The 20,641-nt window shown below is 59.7% G+C and carries 18 protein-coding genes and 1 other RNA gene; 4 read left to right on the top strand and 15 right to left on the bottom strand.

The window, feature by feature from the left end; genetic code table 11:
• Positions 1 to 40: 40 nt before the first annotated feature.
• From rfaE1 to gyrA, 14 genes are all read right to left on the bottom strand, one after another.
• Positions 41 to 985, bottom strand: a complete 945-nt coding sequence (gene rfaE1, locus ACYPYQ_RS12870) for a D-glycero-beta-D-manno-heptose-7-phosphate kinase (RefSeq protein WP_459724302.1) — start codon at positions 983 to 985, stop codon at positions 41 to 43.
• A complete protein-coding gene (gene pyrF / locus ACYPYQ_RS12865) occupies positions 982 to 1,698 on the bottom strand; it encodes an orotidine-5'-phosphate decarboxylase (RefSeq protein ID WP_459724301.1) in 717 nt (238 codons plus the stop codon). Before pyrF ends, rfaE1 begins: the two co-directional genes overlap by 4 nt.
• Complete coding sequence (gene lapB / locus ACYPYQ_RS12860; RefSeq protein WP_459724300.1) at positions 1,695 to 2,870, bottom strand: lipopolysaccharide assembly protein LapB; 1,176 nt, start codon at positions 2,868 to 2,870, stop codon at positions 1,695 to 1,697. Before lapB ends, pyrF begins: the two co-directional genes overlap by 4 nt.
• Positions 2,871 to 2,879: 9 nt before the next feature.
• Positions 2,880 to 3,176 carry a LapA family protein gene (locus tag ACYPYQ_RS12855; protein ID WP_459724298.1) on the bottom strand — a complete coding sequence of 99 codons (297 nt, stop codon included), beginning with the start codon at positions 3,174 to 3,176 and terminating at the stop codon, positions 2,880 to 2,882.
• Between the two features lie 149 nt (positions 3,177 to 3,325).
• The gene (locus ACYPYQ_RS12850) at positions 3,326 to 3,613 is read right to left on the bottom strand and encodes an integration host factor subunit beta (RefSeq protein ID WP_459724297.1); all 288 of its coding nucleotides are present in this window, start codon (positions 3,611 to 3,613) and stop codon (positions 3,326 to 3,328) included.
• Between the two features lie 11 nt (positions 3,614 to 3,624).
• Positions 3,625 to 5,331 carry a 30S ribosomal protein S1 gene (gene rpsA / locus ACYPYQ_RS12845; protein ID WP_459724296.1) on the bottom strand — a complete coding sequence of 569 codons (1,707 nt, stop codon included), beginning with the start codon at positions 5,329 to 5,331 and terminating at the stop codon, positions 3,625 to 3,627.
• A 79-nt stretch (positions 5,332 to 5,410) separates the two neighbouring features.
• On the bottom strand, positions 5,411 to 7,351 hold the full coding sequence (locus tag ACYPYQ_RS12840; protein WP_459724295.1) for a bifunctional 3-phosphoshikimate 1-carboxyvinyltransferase/cytidylate kinase: 1,941 nt from the start codon (positions 7,349 to 7,351) through the stop codon (positions 5,411 to 5,413).
• A gap of 16 nt (positions 7,352 to 7,367) precedes the next feature.
• Positions 7,368 to 8,237 (bottom strand): prephenate dehydrogenase, encoded by an 870-nt coding sequence (locus ACYPYQ_RS12835; protein WP_459724294.1) that lies wholly within the window; start codon positions 8,235 to 8,237, stop codon positions 7,368 to 7,370.
• A 3-nt stretch (positions 8,238 to 8,240) separates the two neighbouring features.
• Entirely contained in the window at positions 8,241 to 9,257 is a 1,017-nt protein-coding gene (gene aroF, locus ACYPYQ_RS12830) for a 3-deoxy-7-phosphoheptulonate synthase (RefSeq protein ID WP_459724293.1), read from the bottom strand.
• Positions 9,254 to 10,375, bottom strand: a complete 1,122-nt coding sequence (gene hisC, locus ACYPYQ_RS12825; RefSeq protein ID WP_459724291.1) for a histidinol-phosphate transaminase — start codon at positions 10,373 to 10,375, stop codon at positions 9,254 to 9,256. Before hisC ends, aroF begins: the two co-directional genes overlap by 4 nt.
• Before the next feature lie 171 nt (positions 10,376 to 10,546).
• Positions 10,547 to 11,611 carry a prephenate dehydratase gene (gene pheA / locus ACYPYQ_RS12820; protein WP_459724290.1) on the bottom strand — a complete coding sequence of 355 codons (1,065 nt, stop codon included), beginning with the start codon at positions 11,609 to 11,611 and terminating at the stop codon, positions 10,547 to 10,549.
• Complete coding sequence (locus ACYPYQ_RS12815) at positions 11,608 to 12,798, bottom strand: phosphoglycerate dehydrogenase (RefSeq protein WP_459724288.1); 1,191 nt, start codon at positions 12,796 to 12,798, stop codon at positions 11,608 to 11,610. The genes pheA and ACYPYQ_RS12815 overlap by 4 nt, the downstream gene beginning before the upstream one ends.
• A gap of 17 nt (positions 12,799 to 12,815) precedes the next feature.
• Positions 12,816 to 13,898 (bottom strand): 3-phosphoserine/phosphohydroxythreonine transaminase, encoded by a 1,083-nt coding sequence (serC, locus tag ACYPYQ_RS12810; protein ID WP_459724287.1) that lies wholly within the window; start codon positions 13,896 to 13,898, stop codon positions 12,816 to 12,818.
• A 21-nt stretch (positions 13,899 to 13,919) separates the two neighbouring features.
• Complete coding sequence (gene gyrA, locus ACYPYQ_RS12805; protein ID WP_459724285.1) at positions 13,920 to 16,487, bottom strand: DNA gyrase subunit A; 2,568 nt, start codon at positions 16,485 to 16,487, stop codon at positions 13,920 to 13,922.
• A gap of 157 nt (positions 16,488 to 16,644) precedes the next feature.
• On the opposite strand from gyrA, the gene ubiG reads away from it, so the two are divergent.
• From ubiG to ssrA, 4 genes are all read left to right on the top strand, one after another.
• A complete protein-coding gene (gene ubiG, locus ACYPYQ_RS12800) occupies positions 16,645 to 17,340 on the top strand; it encodes a bifunctional 2-polyprenyl-6-hydroxyphenol methylase/3-demethylubiquinol 3-O-methyltransferase UbiG (protein WP_459724284.1) in 696 nt (231 codons plus the stop codon).
• Positions 17,333 to 17,986 (top strand): HAD family hydrolase, encoded by a 654-nt coding sequence (locus ACYPYQ_RS12795; protein WP_459724282.1) that lies wholly within the window; start codon positions 17,333 to 17,335, stop codon positions 17,984 to 17,986. Before ubiG ends, ACYPYQ_RS12795 begins: the two co-directional genes overlap by 8 nt.
• A gap of 40 nt (positions 17,987 to 18,026) precedes the next feature.
• The gene (locus tag ACYPYQ_RS12790) at positions 18,027 to 19,403 is read left to right on the top strand and encodes a hemerythrin domain-containing protein (RefSeq protein WP_459724278.1); all 1,377 of its coding nucleotides are present in this window, start codon (positions 18,027 to 18,029) and stop codon (positions 19,401 to 19,403) included.
• Between the two features lie 34 nt (positions 19,404 to 19,437).
• Positions 19,438 to 19,805, top strand: a transfer-messenger RNA (tmRNA) gene (ssrA, locus tag ACYPYQ_RS12785).
• Positions 19,806 to 20,330: 525 nt separating this feature from the next.
• Here the strand turns inward: ssrA and ACYPYQ_RS12780 are convergent.
• Positions 20,331 to 20,641: hypothetical protein (locus ACYPYQ_RS12780; protein WP_459724277.1), on the bottom strand; the 311-nt coding region annotated here is incomplete at its 5' end.

Genomic DNA, 20,641 nt, shown 5'->3' with positions numbered 1-20,641 from the left:
AACCACACTTGCTGCAAGGCTTTATTGAGCCGAACAGCACTCAGCCCTGTTTCTTCATATCCTGCAGAATCTCTTCGCGCGAAACCACAGCCGTACCCAGCTTGGCCACCACCAGACCGGCCGCACGATTGGCTATCCGCACTGCTTCCACCATATCTGCACCGCTCGCCAGCATCACGGCCAATGTGGCGATGACCGTATCTCCCGCACCGCTCACATCGAAGACCTCGCGCGCCTGCGTGGGCTCGTGCAAAACGCCCTGTTCGCGGAACAGCGACATCCCTTCCTCGCTACGCGTCACCAACAACGCATCCAAACCCAACCCAGCTCGCAGTTTCTGCGCTTTTTCGGTCAACTCCGCTTCGCTCTTCCAGTTGCCGGCCACTTCGCGGAACTCGCTACGGTTGGGCGTGAGCAGCGTTGCACCGCGATAACGTTCGTATTCATCGCCTTTTGGATCGACCAGCACCGGCTTCCCCGCTGCCCGTGCCAGCCGGATCATCTCGGCGATATGGGTCAAACCACCCTTGCCGTAATCGGACAACAGCACCACATCGCAGTCGGGCAACTTGCTGCGGAAATCGGCCAGTTTTGCCTGCAACACCTCATGACTAGGCGGCGTCTCGAAATCGATCCGCAGCAATTGCTGCTGGCGCGCGACGGCACGCAGTTTGACGATGGTGGAAAAACTCTCATCGCGATGCAACAAGGCATCAACTCTGCCTTGCACAGTCAGCAGCCGTTGCAAACAATCACCTGCCTCATCCGCACCGACCACCGACAACAGCGTGCAATGTGCACCCAGTTCAGCGATGTTGCGTGCCACGTTGGCTGCGCCACCAGGACGCTCTTCAACCCTGCTCACCTTCAGCACCGGCACCGGTGCCTCCGGCGAGATACGGCTGACGTCGCCGAACCAGTATCGGTCCAGCATCACATCCCCGACCACCAGCACCCGCGCCTTATCGAACGATGGCAGCTTCATGCCACTTCTCCTGTCTCTTTCAGAATCTCTTGCAGCGCCCGCAATGGTTCCGGCGCTTGCGTGATCGGTCGGCCGATGACCAGATAGCTGGCTCCCGCCTGCAACGCAGATTGTGGCGTCATGATGCGCGACTGATCGTTGGCAGCTGCATTTGCCGGACGTATCCCGGGCGTTACCAGACAGAAGTCTTTGCCGCACAGCTGACGCAATGTTAGCGCCTCCTGTGCGGAGCACACGACACCATCCAGGCCGCTGTCGCGAGCCAGTTGCGCTAGGCGCAATACCATCTGCGCCGGGCTGGCTTCGATTCCGATGCCGTGCAGGTCTTCCTGCGCCATGCTGGTGAGGATGGTCACGGCGATCAGCTTGGGCCGGTGTGCATGATTCGCCAGTGCTTCGCGCGCCGTCTCCATCATCTTGCGGCCACCCAGGGCGTGCACGTTCACCATCCACACCCCCAGCGATGCAGCCGCCTTGCAGGCTTGTGCGGTGGTATTGGGGATGTCGTGGAATTTGAGATCGAGGAACACTTCGAATCCGCGTTGTTGCAACTTCTCGACCAGTTGCGGTCCGGCCGACGTGAACAGTTCCTTGCCCACCTTGAGTCGGCACAAGGTCGGTTCCAGCCGTTCGGCCAATGCCAAGGCAGACGCAGCCTGCGGATAATCCAGCGCGACGATGATCCTTGGGTCTTCTTTCGGGGTGTTACTCATGCGATCGATCCATTCTCTTCACTGCGTTTCGGCGAATAACTTTCCCAGCTGTGACAGGCGGGGCAATGCCAGTAGAACTGCTTGGCCTTGAAACCACAATGGCCACAACGGTACATCGCGAGGTTGCGGGTACGGTTATGGATGAGCGACTTTACCAGCTCGACATCACCGCGGCGTTCGCCGCTCATTTTCATCAATTGTGCTTCAAGTAGTTTGTCCAAACCCAGCAGCGTAGGATTGCGTTTCAGTTCATTGAGCACCATCTGATAGGCAGACTCCGGCCCCTCTGTTGCAACCAGCGCCTCGAACAACACGTTCATGAGATCCAGCGAAGGATGTCTTTGCAAGTAGTTGCGCAGCAGTTCCACGCCCGCCGACTCCTTGCCTGCCTGTCGGCAGGCACGCAATATGCGCTCGGCAACCAATGGCAGGTATTGCGCATCCTGCGTCTCGACCGCCTTCCATGTCTCGATAGCGCGGGCCGTATCGCCGGCAGCCAGTGCGATATCACCCAGCTTGATGCGGGCACGCACCCCTTTGGGATCTACCGCGAGCGCCTGCTCCAGATGTACGACCGCGGCTTCCACCTGCTTCTCCGCACACTCGCGCTCGGCCAGCTCGCAATAGAAGAACGATGCCTGCCTTGCGTAAGACTTGCCGGTCAGCGCCGACAGTCGCTGGCTGATATCGATCGCCTTCAGCCAATCCTTCTCCTTCTGGTAGATCTCCAGCAGGAACTCCAGCGCGGCCTGCTCGTAAGCCGTGCCGTTCAAACCGTGGAAAGCCGTCTCGGCCCGATCCAGTATGCCGGCCTTCAAATAATCCTGTGCCAGTTCGAACAGTGCATGCTGACGCTTCTCCTCATCCAGATCGGCGCGCTCATACAGGTTCAGATGCATACGGATCGCACGGTCCACCTCGCCGCGCCTGCGGAACAGGCTGCCCAGCGCAAAGTGCAGTTCGATCGTTTGCGGATCGACCTTGACGACTTCGATGAAAGCCTCGATAGCCTGGTCCTGCTGCTCGTTGAGCAGGAAGTTCAAGCCCTGAAAATAGGAACGCGGCAGCGAGCTTGATTCTGACAGCAGCTCCTTGATATCGACACGCGCCGCCAACCATCCCATGCCAAAGAACAGCGGGAAGACCAGCAACATCCAGGGTTCAAAATCCATCTTGTATTTTCAGGAAGAATGTTCGGAAGTATCTGTTCGATCCTCGGCAGCCGATCCGTATCGGGCGGAACGCGCTTCCGCACGCGCATGTGCCAGCTCGCTACGCAAGCGCACCACCGTATCGAGCATCGCCAGCATGCCCAACACCACCCCGAGCACGATAAAACCGAACAAAACGACGACCAGCGGCGCGTTCCATTCATAACCGAACAGGTAGCGGAGTGCGACGATCTCGTTATTCTTCATCGCAAAGCCCAGCAATGCGACAAACATCAGTATCCGCAGCAACCAGGTCAAATAGCGCATGCTTTGGTTTTCATCATCGAATCGGGGTGCAAAGATAGCACGAACACGCAATTGTTTCTCGCAGGGATATTGCCCTATGGGCGCTAACCCGCAAAAAAATTGGCGGCGCATCTTGCGATGTGCCGCCAATCTTTCAATCACTTGCTGCTTCAGGATTGGGGATAATCCACGCGCTCCCGCAGTTCCTTGCCTGCCTTGAAATGAGGCACGTACTTGGCAGGCACCTGGACCTTGTCACCCGATTTGTGGTTGCGACCCAAACGAGGCGGACGATAGTTCAAGGCGAAACTGCCGAAGCCGCGTATCTCGATACGTCCACCAGCCGACAGCGTGGCGGACATACTATCCAGGATCACCTTGACCGACAGTTCGGCATCCTTACCCAACAACTGGGGATGACGCTCTGCCAGCTTGGCGATCAGATCGGAACGTGTCATACCCCTGCCCCTTACTGAGCGTCAGCCTTGCTGGAATCCATCTTGGCCTTGAGCAGGGCACCCAGGTTCGTGGTGCCGGAAGCACTGGTGTTCTCGGCTGCGAACTTCTGCATCGCCGCTGCCGTGTCGGCCTTGTCCAGCGCCTTGATCGACAGGTTGATGCCGCGGTTCTTGCGATCCACGTTGATGATCACAGCCTTGACGGTGTCGCCTTCTTTCAAGTGGTTGCGGATGTCTTCCACGCGGTCCACGGACACTTCCGAAGCCTTCAGGTAGGCTTCGACGTCGCCTTCCAGCTGAACCACTGCGCCCTTGGCATCCAGCGACTTGACGACGCCGGTAACGATAGCGCCCTTGTCGTGGCCGGTCACGAAACCGCCGAACGGATCACCTTCCAGTTGCTTGATACCGAGGGAGATGCGCTCGCGCTCGACGTCGATGGCCAGCACGACTGCTTCCAGTTCGTCGCCCTTCTTGTAGTTGCGCACGGCTTCTTCGCCGGCAACGCTCCAGGACAGGTCAGACAGGTGTACCAGACCGTCGATACCGCCATCCAGACCGATGAACACGCCGAAGTCGGTGATCGACTTGATCGCGCCCTTGACCTTGTCGCCCTTCTGGTGATTCGCCGCGAAGTCATCCCAGGGATTGGACTTGCACTGCTTCATACCCAGGGAGATACGACGACGCTGCTCGTCGATCTCGAGGATCATTACTTCGACTTCGTCGCCCAGGGCCACGACCTTGGACGGATGGACATTCTTGTTGGTCCAATCCATCTCGGACACGTGCACCAGACCTTCGATGCCTTGTTCGATCTCGACGAATGCACCGTAGTCGGTCAGGTTGGTCACCTTGCCGAACAGGCGTGTGCCTTGCGGATAACGACGTGCCAGACCATTCCACGGATCGTCGCCCATCTGCTTGATGCCGAGGGAAACGCGGTTCTTCTCTTGATCGAACTTGAGGATCTTGGCTTCGATCTCGTCGCCAACTGTCAGCACCTCGGACGGATGCTTGACGCGGCGCCATGCCAGATCGGTGATGTGCAACAGGCCATCGATACCGCCCAGGTCGACGAACGCACCGTAGTCGGTGATGTTCTTGACGATACCCTTGACCACTGTACCTTCCTTCAGGTTCTCCAGCAGGGATTCGCGATCAGCACCCTGAGTCGCTTCCATCACAGCGCGGCGGGAAACCACCACGTTGTTGCGCTTGCGATCCAGCTTGATGACCTTGAGTTCCATGGTCTTGTTTTCGTACGGTGTGGTGTCCTTGACCGGACGGATGTCCACCAGCGAACCGGGCAAGAATGCGCGGATGCCGTTCACCATGGCAGTCAGACCGCCCTTGACCTTGCCGCTGACGTAACCTTCAACGATACGGCCTTCTTCCATTGCCTGTTCCAGATCGATCCAGGCAGCCAGACGCTTGGCTTTTTCGCGCGACAGACGTGTCTCGCCGTAGCCGTTCTCCAGGGACTCGATAGCGACGGTGGTGAAATCACCCGCCTTCACTTCGACGTTGCCTTGCGCGTCCTTGAATTCTTCAACGGGGATGTAACTTTCGGACTTCAGTCCGGCATTCACCACGACCACGTTCTGCTCAACGCGAACGACTTGGGCGGTGATGAGTTCACCTGCACGCATTTCCTTGCGATTCAGGCTTTCTTCAAACAGTGATGCAAAGCTTTCCATTTCGGCTACAGCGGTCATTTCGATCTACTCTCAGGTTATCCCGCAAACTGCACGGGGGTTCGTTTATCAACCCGGATGGCGGGGAGCCACGCGGGGCCTAGCAAATTGCACGGTATCGTGTCAGCACTTCTTCGACCGCTTGCTCGATGTTCAGAGGCGTCGTATCCAGCAGACTTGCACCTTGCGCCTGTTGCAGGGGAGCAACGCTACGTTGCATATCGCGTTCGTCGCGCGCCTGTATATCCTGCAAAAGGGCGGCGATATTAGCACCCATCCCTTTTTCTATCAACTGCTTATAACGACGTTCCGCACGGGCCTCGGCCGAAGCGGTCAGGAATATCTTCAGCGCGGCATCCGGAAACACCACCGACGCCATATCCCGCCCGTCCGCCACCAGCCCCGGGGCCTGGCGGAAAGCGCGTTGCTTGTCCAGCAAGGCGACCCGCACCTGCGGCAGTGACGCCACTTTGGAGGCGGCCGAACCAGCTTCTTCCGTACGCAATTCATCACCGACCCTCTCGCCATCTAGCCAGGTCTCGCCCTTCTCGAAACGGATATCCACCCTGCCCGCCAGCGCAGCCAGACCGGATTCGTCATCCAGCGCCACGCCATGGCGCTGCGCTGCCAGACCCAGCAAACGGTACAAAGCACCGCTGTCGAGGTAATGCATGCCCAAGGCATCGGCCACGCGTTGAGCCACGGTACCTTTGCCGGAAGCAGAAGGCCCATCGATGGCGATGACAGGAACGGCTTGAGTCACTTTGGCGAACTCCGTGAAATAGTCGGGGAAGGTCTTAGCTACGCACTTAGGATCGTTGATACGAACTCCAGTGCCAAACGATACCAGCGAGAAGCACATCGCCATACGATGGTCGTCGTAAGTATCGATGGCCGCATGCTTGAGTTGCACCGCTGGCGTGATGCGAATGTAATCAGCCCCCTCTTCCACCATCGCCCCCACCTTGCGCAGCTCGGTTGCCATCGCCGCGATACGGTCGGTCTCCTTCACGCGCCAGCTGGCGATGTTGCGCAACGTGGTCGTGCCGGTAGCGAACAGCGCCGCCACGGCCAGCGTCATCGCGGCATCGGGAATGTGATTGCAGTCGAGGTCGATAGCTTTCAGCTGGCCGTCCGCCGGGCCTGCAGCTTCCATCCAGTTCGGACCCATGGTGATACGCGCGCCCATCTTTTGCAGTTCTTCGGCAAAGCACACATCACCCTGCACGCTGTCCTGTCCCACACCTTCCACTCGCACCGGCCCTCCGCCGATGGCACCCGCCGCCAGGAAATAGGAAGCGGATGAAGCATCGCCCTCAACGAATACCTCTTGCGGCGAAACATAGCGACTACCCGCTGCAACCGTGAAACTGCGCCAGCCATCGCGCTGAACAGTCACACCGAAGCGCGCCATCATCGCCAGCGTGATCTCGATGTAGGGTTTGGAAATCAGTTCGCCCACCACTTCGACCTTCACCGTACGATCCAGCAAAGGCAAAGCCATAAGCAGACCGGTGAGGAACTGACTCGACACATCGCCTCGCACCTGCGCGGTATCGCCCGCCAGCTTGGCCGGAGAGATTTGCAGCGGGGGGAACCCTTCGTTGCCCAGATATTTGATGTCCGCACCGAGTTGGCGCAAAGCATCCACCAGGTCGCCGATAGGCCGCTCATGCATGCGTGCCACACCGGACAATTCATAGCTGCCACCCGACAAAGCCAATGCCGCTGTGAGCGGACGGAACGCGGTACCTGCATTACCCAGGAACAGTTTGGCATCCTTGTTCGGGAAGTCGCCTGCACACCCCGTGATGCGATAGGCATTGTCGCCCAGCGACTCCACGCCGATGCCCAAAGTCGTCAATGCCCCCAGCATGCGGTCGGTGTCATCCGATTTCAGCAGATCGCGCACTACCGTCTCGCCTTCGGACAAGGCCGCCAGCAGCAGCACGCGGTTAGAAATACTCTTGGAACCCGGCAGACGCACCGTGCCGCGCGCGGACATCAGGGGAGGAAGTTCGAAATATTCGTGCTGAGTCATGCGATGGAAAGAATGATTATTGTTGAGTCCAGTTGCTGCGCACTGCGCGCGCCACGCTGAATATCTCTTCCAGCTTGGCGGCGTCGTTGTTTTGCAGGGCCTGATGGATGACATAGAGCTCATCCGCGTAGCGTTTCACTTCCCGTAGCAGTGCGTCGCGGTTGGCCAGACTGATGTCGCGCCACATCTCGGGCGAGCTGGCAGCGATACGCGTGAAATCGCGGAAACCGCTGGCTGCGAAGGACAGCAGCAGCTCCTTGTTGTCGCGTTGCGCCAGATCGTGCACCAGCGCGAAAGACAACAGATGCGGCAGATGGCTCACCGCCGCGAACACACCGTCGTGTTCTTCGGGCGTCAGTTCCATCACGTTCGCGCCGCACAACTCCCAGGCCTGACGCACTCTCGCTACGGATGCCTTGGGATTCTCCGGCAAAGGCGCGAGCACGACCTTCTTGCCTTGATACAGATCGGCCATCGCCGCCGAGGCACCGCTTTTCTCTGCACCTGCGATGGGATGTCCGGGAATGAATTGCGCGACCTTACTGCCCAGATGGGCGCGTGCTGCTGCGACCACATCGCACTTGGTGCTGCCGCCGTCCGTCACCAGCGTCTGGCTGCCCAGATGCGGTGCGATACGTACAAAGATGTCCGCCATCTGCGCTACCGGTGTCGCCAGCAGCACGATGTCCGCATCTTTCACCTCGGCTGCCACATCGCTGCCGATGCGGTCGAGGATACCCAGCTGTTTCGCTTCATCCAATGTGGCCTGACTGCGACCGAAACCGACCACATCACCTACCGCCCCCGCCTTGCGCAAGGCGAGCGCGAACGATCCGCCAATGAGGCCGACGCCGAAGATGACGATCTTGCGGAAGGACGGTTGCATGTCTTACACCGTGCGTCCGATCGCCCCGGCGATCGCACCCAGCGTTCCCATCAGCTTCTTCAGTTCCTCAGGCGTCAACGCCTGATCCGCATCGCACCATGCGTCGCACGGGCTGGGATGCATCTCGACCAGCAGACCATCGGCACCCGCTGCAATCGCTGCTTGCGATAGCGCGGGCACCATCCAGGCCTTGCCGCCCGCATGCGAAGGATCGACGATCACCGGCAGATGCGTCTCCTTTTTCAGTACTGCGATGGCGGTCACGTCCAGCACGTTGCGGTAAGCCGTCTCGAAGGTACGTATACCGCGCTCGCAGAAGATTATGTTGTGGTTGCCGCCCGCAGCGATGTATTCCGCCGACATCAGCCATTCGCTGATGGTGGCCGACATGCCGCGCTTGAGGATGATTGGCTTGTTGATCTTGCCCACGGCCTTGAGCAGGTCGAAGTTCTGCATGTTGCGTGTACCGATCTGGATCACGTCCACGTCGTATTCCATGAAGGCGTCCAGTTGGCGCGCGTCCATCAATTCGGTGACGATGGGCAGTTTGTACTTCTGCGCCGCCTTGCGGAACATGTCCAGCCCCTCCACGCCGTGGCCCTGGAAGGCATAGGGACTGGTGCGCGGCTTGAACGCGCCGCCGCGCATCAGACGGCAACCCGCCTCGTGCGTGAACCTGGCCGCCAAGTCCATCTGCTCCTGCGTCTCCACCGAACACGGTCCGGCGATGATCTGGATCTGTTTGCCGCCCAGCGGCACGCCGGCGATGTCGATCACGGTGTCCTGCTTGTGCGACTCGCGCGACACGATCTTGTATTGCTTGGCGATGTGCATCGCCGATTCCACGCCCGGCAGCGGGGTGAACATCTCCGCCTCCAGTTTGCGCTCGTCGCCGATGGCTCCGACCACGATGCGTTCGATACCGCGCGAGATGTTGGCGCGCAGCCCGGCAGCCTCGATCTTCTTCACCACCGCATCGAGTTGCGCATCGGTCGTGTCGCTACCCATCACGATGATCATTTGGCTTCTCCGCTAGCCTGCTCGTTGATGCACTTCTCCAGAGCGCCGAGGAACTTGGCGTTCTCGCTTTCCAGGCCGATGGAAACGCGCAGCCAGCCCGGCATGTCATAGTTCTCGATCGGGCGCACGATTACGCCCAGTTCCAGCAAGCGTCTGTAGGTCGCCGATGCATTGCCGATATGGAACGCGACGAAGTTTCCATAGGACGGGATGTGCTTCAGCCCCAGCTTGCCCAGCCCTTCGGTGATCTGCGCCATGCCACGCTGGTTCAGCTCGAAGGTGCGCTTGACGAATGACACATCGCGCAAGGCTGCCACGGCTGCCGCCTGCGCGATGCTGTTCACATTGAACGGCTGGCGCACGCGATTCATCATATCCGTGACCTGTTCATGCGCCATCGCATAACCCACGCGCAGACCGGCCAGACCATAAGCCTTGGAGAAGGTGCGTGAGATGATGAGATTGGGGAACTCCTGCAGCCAGCTCACGCTGTCATAGCGTTTTTCTTCTGGCAGATATTCGTTGTAGGCCTCGTCCAGCACCACCAGGATGTCCGCCGGTAGCGCGCGTATGAACTCGCGCAGCGCCTCCGCCTCAAGGAAGGTGCCGGTCGGATTGTTCGGATTGGCGATGAACACGATCTTGGCCTTGCACTCCTTTGCCGCCTTCAGCATGGCCGGCAAGTCATGGCCATAACCTTTGGTCGCAGGCACGTTGATGCCGGTCGCACCGACCGCCTGCGTCGCCAATGCATATACCGCGAAGGCATGCGCCGAATACACCACCTTGTCACCCGGGGTGAGGAAGGCCCGCGCGGCCAGTTCCAGCAGGTCGTTGGAACCATTTCCCAGCGTGATGTTGGCGTGGGTCACGCCATACCGTTTGACCAGCGCATCCTTCAGCTCGAATCCGTTGCCGTCGGGATACAGCGCGATGTGCTTGATCGCTTCCTGCATCGCGGCCACGGCGGCACTGCTGGCCCCGAGCGGGTTCTCGTTCGAGGCCAGCTTGATGATGCCAGTGATGCCCAGCTCGCGCTCCAGTTCGGAGATCGGCTTGCCGGGCTGATAGGGCGCGATGGCGCGGATGTAGGAAGGGGCTAAATCACAATAATTCATCTGATACCTTGATTGAAAAACCAAAAACTCTTTCTTGTCCGCAGATTACGCAGATTCCACAGATTGATAAACCAATACCATACACAAAACACCTCCACTCCCAGAAATAGCTGTCCATCGTCTTGAACATGGAAATCTGTGTAATCTGCGGATGATGTTTTATTGATTTTGCTACACGGCAACCGGGTAGGAACCCAGCACCTTGACGAATGACGCGATCCCGCGCAACTGCTCGAGCGCCGCCGCCACTTTGGCATCAGCCTGATGGCCTTCGATATCGACATAGAACACGTATTCCCACAGACCGGTACCCGATGGCCGGGATTCCATCTTGGTCATCGACACCCCATGCTGCGCGAACGGCGTCAGCAAGTCATGCATCGCACCGGGACGATTGGCAGCCGTCATCACCAGCGAAGTCTTGTCGCGGCCGGAGGGAGCTACATCCTGATTGCCGATCACGAGGAAGCGTGTGGTATTGCGCGCATCATCCTCGATGTTCTGTGCCAGCACCTTGAGTTTGAAATGCTCTGCCGCCTGCACCCCGGCAATGGCGGCAGAGAACAAGTCTTCCGTCGCCAGCCGCGCGGCATCGGCATTGCTGCTGGCGGTGATGCGTTCGGCATGGGGCAGATGCGCATGCAGCCAGTCCTGGCACTGGCCGAAAGACTGCGGATGCGAATACACCTTGCGGATGACCGACAGGTCGTTCTCGTTCGACAGCAGACACTGGTGCACCTGCAGCATCACCTCGCCGCAGATCTTCAGGCTGCAGTTCAGCAGCAGATCCAGCGTGCGGCCGACCGCGCCCTCGGTGGAATTCTCCACCGGCACCATGCCATAGCTGGCCGCGCCGCTTTCCACCGCCTTGAACACGCCATCGATGGAATCGGCGGGGATACCTACCGTCGCCTGGCCGAAGCGCTGAAACACCGCCGCCTCGCTGAACGTGCCGTGCGGCCCCAGATAGGCCACATGTAGCGGGGCCTCCAGCGCACGGCACTGCGAGATCACTTCGGTGAACAGTTGCTTGATGGCCTCTGCCGACAGCGGGCCGGTATTCTCCCGAACCAGTCGTTGCAACACCTGCGCTTCGCGTTCCGGACGCAATACGGCGCTCGCCCCCTTGGCATGGCCTATCTGCTGAGCCAGCTTCGCACGCTGGTTGAACATCTCCAGCAACTGCCCATCCAGCCGGTCTATCTGCTCTCTGTATTTCTTCAACTCTTCGCTCACGCTTCGTTCTCCAGCGGCAGATCGCGCACCATCAGCACGCCGGGAATGGCGGCCAGATGGGCGATCAATTGTTGCGGCAATGCGCTGTCGGTATCCACCAGCGTATACGCCATATCACCGCGCGATTTATTGGTCATGTTATGGATATTGATCCCCGCCTCCGCCAGCGCGGAGGATATCTGCCCCAGCATGTTCGGCACATTGGCATTAGCGATGGCGACCCGGAACGCCGATTCGCGCGGCATCGTGACATTGGGGAAGTTCACCGTGTTGGTGATATTCCCGTGTTCCAGATATTCGCGCAGTTGTTCGGCCACCATCACCGCGCAGTTCTCCTCCGCCTCGGCGGTCGACGCCCCCAGATGGGGTAGCGCGATGATGCGTTCGTTACCCAGCGTCCTGTTGCTGGGAAAATCACACACATAAGCCCGCAGATGCTTGCTGTTCAACCCCGCGATCACCGCATCCTCGTTGACGATGGCATCGCGCGAGAAATTCAGCAGCACGGCCCCCGACTTCATGGCGGCCACCCGCTTCCCGTCGATCAGGCCCCGGGTCGCATCCAGCAAGGGCACGTGCAGGGTGACGAAATCGCTGTGCCTGAGCAGTTCCTCGATGCTGTGTGCTTTCCTCACCTGCGAGGACAAGCCCCACGCTGCATCGACCGTGATCTCGGGATCGAAACCGATCACCTGCATGCCCAGCCCCAGCGCAGCATCCGCAACCAGACGACCGACTGCCCCAAGGCCGACCACGCCCAGCGTGCGCGCGCGCAATTCGGTACCAGCGAATTGCTTCTTGCCATCTTCCACCAGCCTGTGCAGGGTCTCGTCATCGCCACGCAGCGCGGACGTGAAATGCAATGCCGGCATGATGTTGCGTGACGCCAGCAGCATGCCGGTGATGACCAGTTCCTTCACCGCATTGGCATTCGCACCCGGGGCATTGAACACCGGCACACCGCGTTCGCTCATCCGCTTGACCGGCACGTTGTTCGTCCCCGCCCCGGCGCGCGCGATGGCCAGCACACTGCCCGGGATATCCATCCCGTGCATGTCCTGCGAGCGCACCAGGATCGCATCCGGCTGGGCGATGTCGTTGCCGGTGACGTAGCGGCCGGCGGGCAGGCGCTTCAAACCCGTCGCGGAGATCTTGTTCAGCGTGAGGATGCGAAAAATGCGGCTCATGGCAGCGCGCTCGCGACTCAGGCTTTGCTGCGCGCGAACTCGTTCATGAACCCGACCAGCGCTTGCACACCCTCCATTGGCATGGCGTTGTAGATCGAGGCGCGCATTCCGCCAACCGAGCGGTGACCTTTCAGCTGCAGCAGCCCGCGCGCATCCGCCTGCTTGAGGAACTCGCCATCCAGCGCGGCATCCTTCAGCGTGAACGGCACGTTCATGCGCGAGCGGTCGGCCTTGTTCACCGGACAATTGTAGAAACCGTTGCTGCTGTCAATCGCGTCGTACAGCAGCTGCGCCTTGGCGATGTTGGTCTTCTCCATCGCGGCGACGCCGCCGTTCTTCTTCAGCCACTGGAACACCAGCCCCGCCATGTAGATGGCGAAAGTGGGCGGCGTGTTGTACATGGACTCGCCGTCTGCATGGATCTTGTAGTCCAGCATGGTCGGCGTACCGGCCGCCACCTGACCGATCAGGTCCTCGCGCACGATCACCAGCGTCAGACCGGCCGGTCCGATGTTCTTCTGCGCGCCCGCGTAGATCAGGCCGAACCTGGAAACGTCGATCTCGCGCGACAGGATGTTGGAGGACATGTCCGCCACCAGCGGCACATTCCCCGTTTCCGGTATCCAGTTGAACTCCACGCCGCCTATGGTCTCGTTCGGACAGTAATGCAGATAGGCCGCGTTCGGATCGCATTTCCAGCCATCGAAGGGCGGCACATAGCTGCAGTTCCTGTCCTTGTTGTCAGCGACCACGTTCACCGCGCAGAACTTCTTCGCCTCGCCGATGGCTTTCTTCGACCATTCGCCGGTATTCACGTAGTCGGCCGATGCCTTGTCGCGCATCAGGTTGAGCGGGATCATGGAGAACTGCAGGTGCGCGCCGCCCTGCAGGAACAGTACCTTGTAATTGGCCGGGATGCCCATCAACTCGCGCAGATCGGCTTCGGCCTGTGCATGGATACCCATGTATTCCTTGCCACGGTGCGACATCTCCATCACCGACATGCCGCTGCCGTGCCAATCAGCCAGTTCCGCCTGCGCCTGTAGCAACACTTCCTTCGGCAATACCGCCGGCCCCGCGCTGAAGTTATAGATCGCCATGCCCTTCTCTCCCCGGAAAAATCACTCGTTATCGGATTCGGTGTCAGCTTCGTCTTCTGTCTCCGCGATACGGCTCAGACCGGCCAGCTTCTCGCCCTTTTCCAGATTCATCAGCGTCACGCCCTGCGTGGCGCGACTCATCTCGCGGATCTCATTGACGCGGGTGCGGATCAGCACGCCATTGGTGCCGATCAGCATGATCTCGTCTTTATCTTCGACCAGTGTGGCCGCGACCACCTTGCCGTTGCGCTCCGAAGTCTGGATCGCGATCATGCCTTTGGTACCGCGTCCGTGGCGCGTGTACTCGGCGATAGCCGTACGCTTGCCGTAACCGTTCTCGGTCGCGGTCAACACAGAGCGCTCGCCTTCTTCCGCCACCAGCAGGGCGATGACCTTGCCGCCCGCCGCCAGATTCATGCCGCGCACGCCGCGCGTCACACGGCCCATCGAACGCACATCGTTCTCGTCGAAACGCACCGCCTTGCCCTCGTCGGAGAACAGCATCACGTCATGCTTGCCGTCGGTCACCGCCACGCCGATGAGGAAATCGCCCTCATCCAGGTTGATGGCGATGATGCCGGCCTTGCGCGGGTTGGCGAAGTCTGACAACGGTGTCTTCTTCACCGTGCCTTCGCTGGTGGCGAAGAAGATGAACTTGTCTTCGGCGAATTCCTTCACCGGCAGCACCGCATTGATCTGCTCGCCCGCTTCCAGCGGCAACAGATTGACGATAGGCCGTCCGCGCGACATACGCGTCCCCTGCGGCACTTCATATACCTTCAGCCAGTAGCAGCGTCCGCGGTTGGAGAAGCACAGGATGTAATCGTGGGTGTTGGCGATGAACAGGTTGTCGACGAAATCGTCTTCCTTGGTCGATGCCGCCTGCTTGCCGCGGCCGCCGCGTTTCTGCGCGCGGTATTCGTCAAGCTTCTGCGCCTTCATGTAACCGCCGTGCGAAATGGTGACTACCACGTCTTCCGGCGCGATCAGGTCTTCCATCGACATATCCTGCGTATGCGTGATGATCTCGCTGCGGCGCTTGTCGCCGAACTGGGAACGGATGGTGACCAGCTCGTCGCCGATGATCTGCGTCACGCGCGCCGGCTTGGCCAGGATATCCAGCAGATCGGCGATCCTGTCCATCACTTCGCGGTATTCGCCGACGATCTTGTCCTGCTCCAGCCCGGTCAGACGTTGCAGACGCAATTCCAGGATGGCCTGCGCCTGCGCATCGGACAGGAAGTAGCCGGTGCCCTTCACCAGACCGAACTCCGGTGCCAGCCCTTCCGGACGCGAGGCCTCATTGACGCGGCTCAACATATCCTCGACAAGATCAGAGCGCCAGCCGCGCGACATCAATGCACGCTTGGCATCCGGCGGCGTCGGTGCAGCCTTGATGAGCGCGATGATCTCGTCGACGTTGGACAGCGCCACCGCCAGACCTTCCAGGATGTGGCCGCGCTCGCGCGCCTTGCGCAGTTCGAAGATTGTGCGGCGCGTCACCACTTCGCGGCGGTGGCGCAGGAAGGCCTCGATGACGTCCTTCAGGTTGCACAGCTTGGGCTGGCCGTCCACGATGGCGACCATGTTGATGCCGAAACTGTCCTGCATCTGGGTCGATTTGTACAGCTTGTTCAGGATCACATCGGCGTTCTCGCCGCGCTTGAGCTCGATCACGGCGCGCATGCCGGACTTGTCCGACTCATCGCGGATCTCGGAGATGCCTTCCAGCGTCTTGTCGCGCACCATCTCGCCGATCTTCATCAGCAGGTTGGCCTTGTTCACCTGATACGGTAGCTCGTCGATGATGATCGCCTCGCGGTCACCCTTGCCGATGTCCTCGAAATGGGTGCGCGCGCGCATCACCACCCGGCCGCGACCGGTACGGTAACCTTCTTTCACCCCTGCCAGACCGTAGATGAATCCGGCGGTCGGGAAATCCGGCGCGGGCACCAGCTCGATCAGGCGCTCGATATCCATGTCCGGTTCGCGCAACAGGGCCAGGCAGGCATCCACCACTTCGCTCATGTTGTGTGGCGGGATGTTGGTCGCCATGCCCACAGCGATACCGGACGAGCCGTTCACCAGCAGATTGGGGAAGCGCGCCGGAAACACCAGCGGCTCGTTCTCCGAACCGTCGTAGTTCGGCCCGAAGTCGACCGTCTCCTTGTCCAGGTCTTCCAGCAGCTGATGGGCGATCTTCGCCATGCGGATCTCGGTGTAGCGCATCGCCGCAGCATTGTCGCCGTCGACCGAACCGAAGTTGCCCTGCCCGTCAACCAGCGTGTAGCGCAGCGAGAAATCCTGCGCCATGCGCACGATGGTGTCGTACACCGCCGTATCGCCGTGCGGGTGATATTTACCGATCACATCGCCGACGATACGCGCCGATTTCTTGTAGGCGCGGTTCCAGTCGTTGGACAGCTCGTGCATGGCGAACAGCACACGACGATGCACGGGCTTCAGGCCATCGCGCACATCGGGCAAGGCACGCCCCACGATCACGCTCATGGCGTAATCGAGGTAGGACTTGCGCATCTCTTCTTCGAGGCTGACAGGGAGGGTTTCTTTGGCGAATTGTTGTTCCATGAGCGACCTGACGAATGAGCCGGATAGGCAATGAAAACGAAGGCCGCATTCTAGCACAGCGACCACGCTTGCCGACCATCCGGGAGACACCCCACAAGTTTGGCTATTACCGGCAGTTTTGATATAAAGTCTGCGCCCCATCAACGAGATCGACAGCATGTCCAACGCAGATCCCATCGAACTGGAGAAATTCTCCCAACTGGCCCACAAGTGGTGGGATCCGAACAGTGAATTCAAACCGCTGCACGAGATCAACCCGCTGCGACTGGCATATATCGACGGTATCGCCGAACTGTCAGGCAAGACCGTACTGGACGTGGGCTGCGGCGGCGGCATCCTGAGCGAGGCGCTGGCCGACGCCGGCGCGACCGTGACCGGCATCGATCTGGCCGACAGATCGCTGAGCGTGGCCAAGCTGCACTTGCTGGAAAGCGGCAAGCAAGTGGAATACCGCAAGGTGGCCGTCGAAATGCTGGCCGCCGAGCGCCCCGGACACTACGACGTGGTGACCTGCATGGAGATGCTGGAACACGTACCCGATCCGGCCGCCGTGGTTGCCGCCTGCGCGCGACTGGTCAAACCGGGTGGCCACGTGTTCTTCTCCACGCTGAATCGAAACCCCAAGTCCTACCTGTTCGCCATCATCGGTGCCGAGTACTTGCTCAAGCTGCTGCCGCGCGGCACGCACGACTACGCCAGATTCATCAAGCCGTCCGAGCTGGCGCAATGGTGCCGCGATGCCGGCCTGCAAGTACAGGGGATGACCGGCATGAGTTACAACCCGCTGAACAAGACCTATGCGCTGGGGGACGACACCAGCGTCAACTATCTGGTGGCCTGCCAACGTGATTGAAGCCGTCCTCCTCGATCTGGACGGCACATTCGCCGATACCGCCCCCGACCTGGGCGAAGCACTGAACCATGTACGCAGCCTGCACGACCTGCCACCCCTGCCGCTGGCGACGATCCGCCCGCAAGCCTCGCACGGCTCGCGCGGACTGCTCAAACTGGGCATGGGCGTGGAGCCTGACAGCGATGGCTACGAAGCGATGCGTACCGCCTTCCTGGAACACTACGAAGCACACATCTGCGACCGCACCAAGCTGTTCCCGGGTATGGCCGCCCTCATCGAGGAACTGGAAGAGCGCGACATCCCTTGGGGCATCGTCACCAACAAACCGCACCGCTACACCGTGCCACTGATGGAGAGACTAGGCTATGCCACGCGCGCCGCCTGCCTGGTCAGCGGCGACACCTGCGAGGAAGCCAAGCCACATCCCGCCCCCCTGCTGCATGCCGCCGCGCTGATCGGCGTCCAACCCGGCCGCTGCCTGTACCTGGGTGACGACCTGCGCGACATGCAGGCTGCCAACGCCGCACACATGATCGGCATCATCGCCGCATACGGTTACCTCGAGAACGGCGTCGATACCGGAACATGGCAGGCGGCAGGCAGCGTGCAGACCCCATTCGCACTATTGCGCTACCTGTCGCTCTGAACGACGGTATGATGCCCGCATCAAGGCAGGGTTAGCCCACATGAGCGAACAGACCGGTAACGACATCCCTTCGTCAGGCGATCAGGGCGACGTGCAGGAGATCCTGCACAAGGTCATCATCGCCCACCAGCAAGCACTGGCCCTGCTGCAGCAGACCGAGACCGCCTATAGCCGCCTGGTGCCCCACCAACTGCTCAGCCTGTTGCAGGCCAAGAGCATCGTCGACGTCAAACTGGGCGACCAGGTCGAACGCAAGATGACCATCATGTTCTCCGACATCCGCGACTTCACGCAGCTGTCCGAATCGATGACGCCGACCGAGAATTTCGAATTCATCAACTCCTACCTGAGCCAGATGGAACCGGTGATCAGCCGCCACCACGGCATCATCGACAAATACATCGGCGACGCCATCATGGCGCTGTTCGAGAAAGGCGCGGACGAGGCCCTGCGCGGTGCCATCGACATGCTGGAACGGCTGGGTTACTACAACACCGGCCGCGCCCGTGCCGGCTACAAACCCATCCACATCGGCATCGGCCTCAACACCGGCATGGTGATGATAGGCACCGTCGGCGGCATCAACCGCATGGACAGCACGGTGATCGGCGACGCGGTCAACCTCGCCGCCCGGCTGGAAGAAGCGACCAAGACCTACAACACCCCCATCATCATCAGCCACAACACCCTGTACGACCTGAACGACCCCGACGCATACCGCATCCGCTTCCTGGACCGCATCCGCGTCAAAGGCAAGTCACAGCCGTTATCGGTGTACGAAGTGTTCGACAACGACCCGAAGGAACTGCGCGCCCTCAAGGAAGAGACGCGCAACGTGTTCGAGCAGGCCGTCGCCTATTACCACCTGAAAGACATAAGCAAAGCCATCCAGTCGTTCAAGCGCTGTATCGAAATCTGCCCGAACGACCTGTGTGCCCACATCTACCTCAAACGCTGTTACGAATTCGAGGCGACCAATTACCACCACGGCACGGGTGAACTCGACCTCCTGCAAAGCTGGAAAGACGAATTCATGAGCGGCATCCCGGATCTGGACAGCGCCCACCAAGCGCTGCTGGAACGCATCAACCAGCACGCCACCCGCATCCGCCAGAACGAGAACGACGACTTCCGCGATGTCTATGCCTTCCTCAAGCAATACTGCGAGACCCTGTTCCCCCAGGAAGAAGCCCTGATGCGCGAGCACGATTACCCCTTTGCCGACAGCCACACCCAGGAACACAAACGTTTCATCGAGAACTACCGCGATCTGGAAAAGCGCATGCATGCCGGCAATGAAGACTCGCGCTACCTGGCCTATCGCACCGAACTGCTGTTGCTGGACTGGTTCGCGTCGCACGCAACCCGTGCCGACCGCCACTTCGCCCGCCACCTGCACCAGAACAACGGCCAGTAAACCCTGCTACAATGCGAGCGCTTGAAAGCACCCGGGGGGCGACTTGGCTTCGACGTGGGTTTCAAAGCAGCGCAGGGCATACCGAGGACCCGCAACCTCGTTAATCAGCTGGAAAACCAATAGTCGCAAACGACGAAAAGTACGCTCTGGCCGCCTAAGGTCAGACCTCACACCCTGGTGTCCGTGCAGGGGCTCGATAGCGCAAGCTTGAGATGAGTGAGGACATTTACACGGAATCGTGTCGTGCAGGGTCACTTTGTACGAAGCTAGAATTTAGGTGACTCGTCTGTCAGCAGCCTGTCGGTTGGCGTCTGGCGGATCAAATCAAACAACCAGACTAAGTATGTAGAACTGTCTGTAGAGGGCTTGCGGACGCGGGTTCAATTCCCGCCGCCTCCACCAACAAATAAAAATGACACCCTCGAGGTGTAATGGGAAGCATATATCTGCACCAAGTGCAGATATATGCTTTGCTTGCTTAATCCCATTCATATAGTTTTATCGAGCATGTCCCATATTGCATATTTCACTTAGATTGCAGACCAGAGGCAACGCAATGATCAATAAGACATCCACCATCCCAAAGCTCCGCATGAAAGCTTGATGCGGCATAGCTGGCTCCGACTCCAGCTAAGGCTTACTGCAATGTTATGACTTGCTCCCCAATGAAGTGCAAACTTATTCTTCCGCTCCACTGCACATTCTGGACACCCGTGATTAGTTGTTCCGACAGGCATTTGACTGGCACTCATAGTCTTTGCAACAGCCGTTAGTTAAGAGATGGTGGCGAACGGTGGTGTCGGTCGACCGCATCTGCCGCCAGAATTAGCACACTCGCAACCGTCAAGCGCGACACTTCATCGGCGACGAACTGTGCAAAGCGGCGTCGCGACACAGATGGAGATGCCGCGCTGCGGTTAAGCGCGTTCAGTACAAGTCTTGCAGCGGCATAGCCAACGCTGTGTCGTCCAGACTATTCGCATAAGACAGGATGTCGGCGAAAAAACCCTCTGCATACCTCACCAACTTTGAGGTCGGCGCATACTCGCCCACGTGGAAAGCGTCCAAACGAGCGAGGCGTTCTCGCGGGGACGGATGAGAATCCATCTGCTGGCGGAACAGGATGGTGAATCGCCCCGGGAATCGTGGAGGCTCCTTTAACTTAGTAAAATGGAGCCACCATGAACAAATCAAACAAATATTCTTCCGAAGTTCGCGAGCGTGCTGTCCGTATGGTG

It is taken from the genome of Sideroxyarcus sp. TK5 (assembly GCF_054601595.1).
This window is presented reverse-complemented; position numbering and strand designations above follow the sequence as displayed.

Coding starts and splice junctions, on each gene's coding strand:
- rfaE1 (WP_459724302.1), bottom strand. CDS start 985: ATGAAGCTGCCATCGTTCGATAAGGCGCGGGTGCTGGTGGTCGGGGAT.
- pyrF (WP_459724301.1), bottom strand. CDS start 1,698: ATGAGTAACACCCCGAAAGAAGACCCAAGGATCATCGTCGCGCTGGAT.
- lapB (WP_459724300.1), bottom strand. CDS start 2,870: ATGGATTTTGAACCCTGGATGTTGCTGGTCTTCCCGCTGTTCTTTGGC.
- ACYPYQ_RS12855 (WP_459724298.1), bottom strand. CDS start 3,176: ATGCGCTATTTGACCTGGTTGCTGCGGATACTGATGTTTGTCGCATTG.
- ACYPYQ_RS12850 (WP_459724297.1), bottom strand. CDS start 3,613: ATGACACGTTCCGATCTGATCGCCAAGCTGGCAGAGCGTCATCCCCAG.
- rpsA (WP_459724296.1), bottom strand. CDS start 5,331: ATGACCGCTGTAGCCGAAATGGAAAGCTTTGCATCACTGTTTGAAGAA.
- ACYPYQ_RS12840 (WP_459724295.1), bottom strand. CDS start 7,351: ATGACTCAGCACGAATATTTCGAACTTCCTCCCCTGATGTCCGCGCGC.
- ACYPYQ_RS12835 (WP_459724294.1), bottom strand. CDS start 8,237: ATGCAACCGTCCTTCCGCAAGATCGTCATCTTCGGCGTCGGCCTCATT.
- aroF (WP_459724293.1), bottom strand. CDS start 9,257: ATGATCATCGTGATGGGTAGCGACACGACCGATGCGCAACTCGATGCG.
- hisC (WP_459724291.1), bottom strand. CDS start 10,375: ATGAATTATTGTGATTTAGCCCCTTCCTACATCCGCGCCATCGCGCCC.
- ACYPYQ_RS12815 (WP_459724288.1), bottom strand. CDS start 12,798: ATGAGCCGCATTTTTCGCATCCTCACGCTGAACAAGATCTCCGCGACG.
- serC (WP_459724287.1), bottom strand. CDS start 13,898: ATGGCGATCTATAACTTCAGCGCGGGGCCGGCGGTATTGCCGAAGGAA.
- gyrA (WP_459724285.1), bottom strand. CDS start 16,487: ATGGAACAACAATTCGCCAAAGAAACCCTCCCTGTCAGCCTCGAAGAA.
- ubiG (WP_459724284.1), top strand. CDS start 16,645: ATGTCCAACGCAGATCCCATCGAACTGGAGAAATTCTCCCAACTGGCC.
- ACYPYQ_RS12790 (WP_459724278.1), top strand. CDS start 18,027: ATGAGCGAACAGACCGGTAACGACATCCCTTCGTCAGGCGATCAGGGC.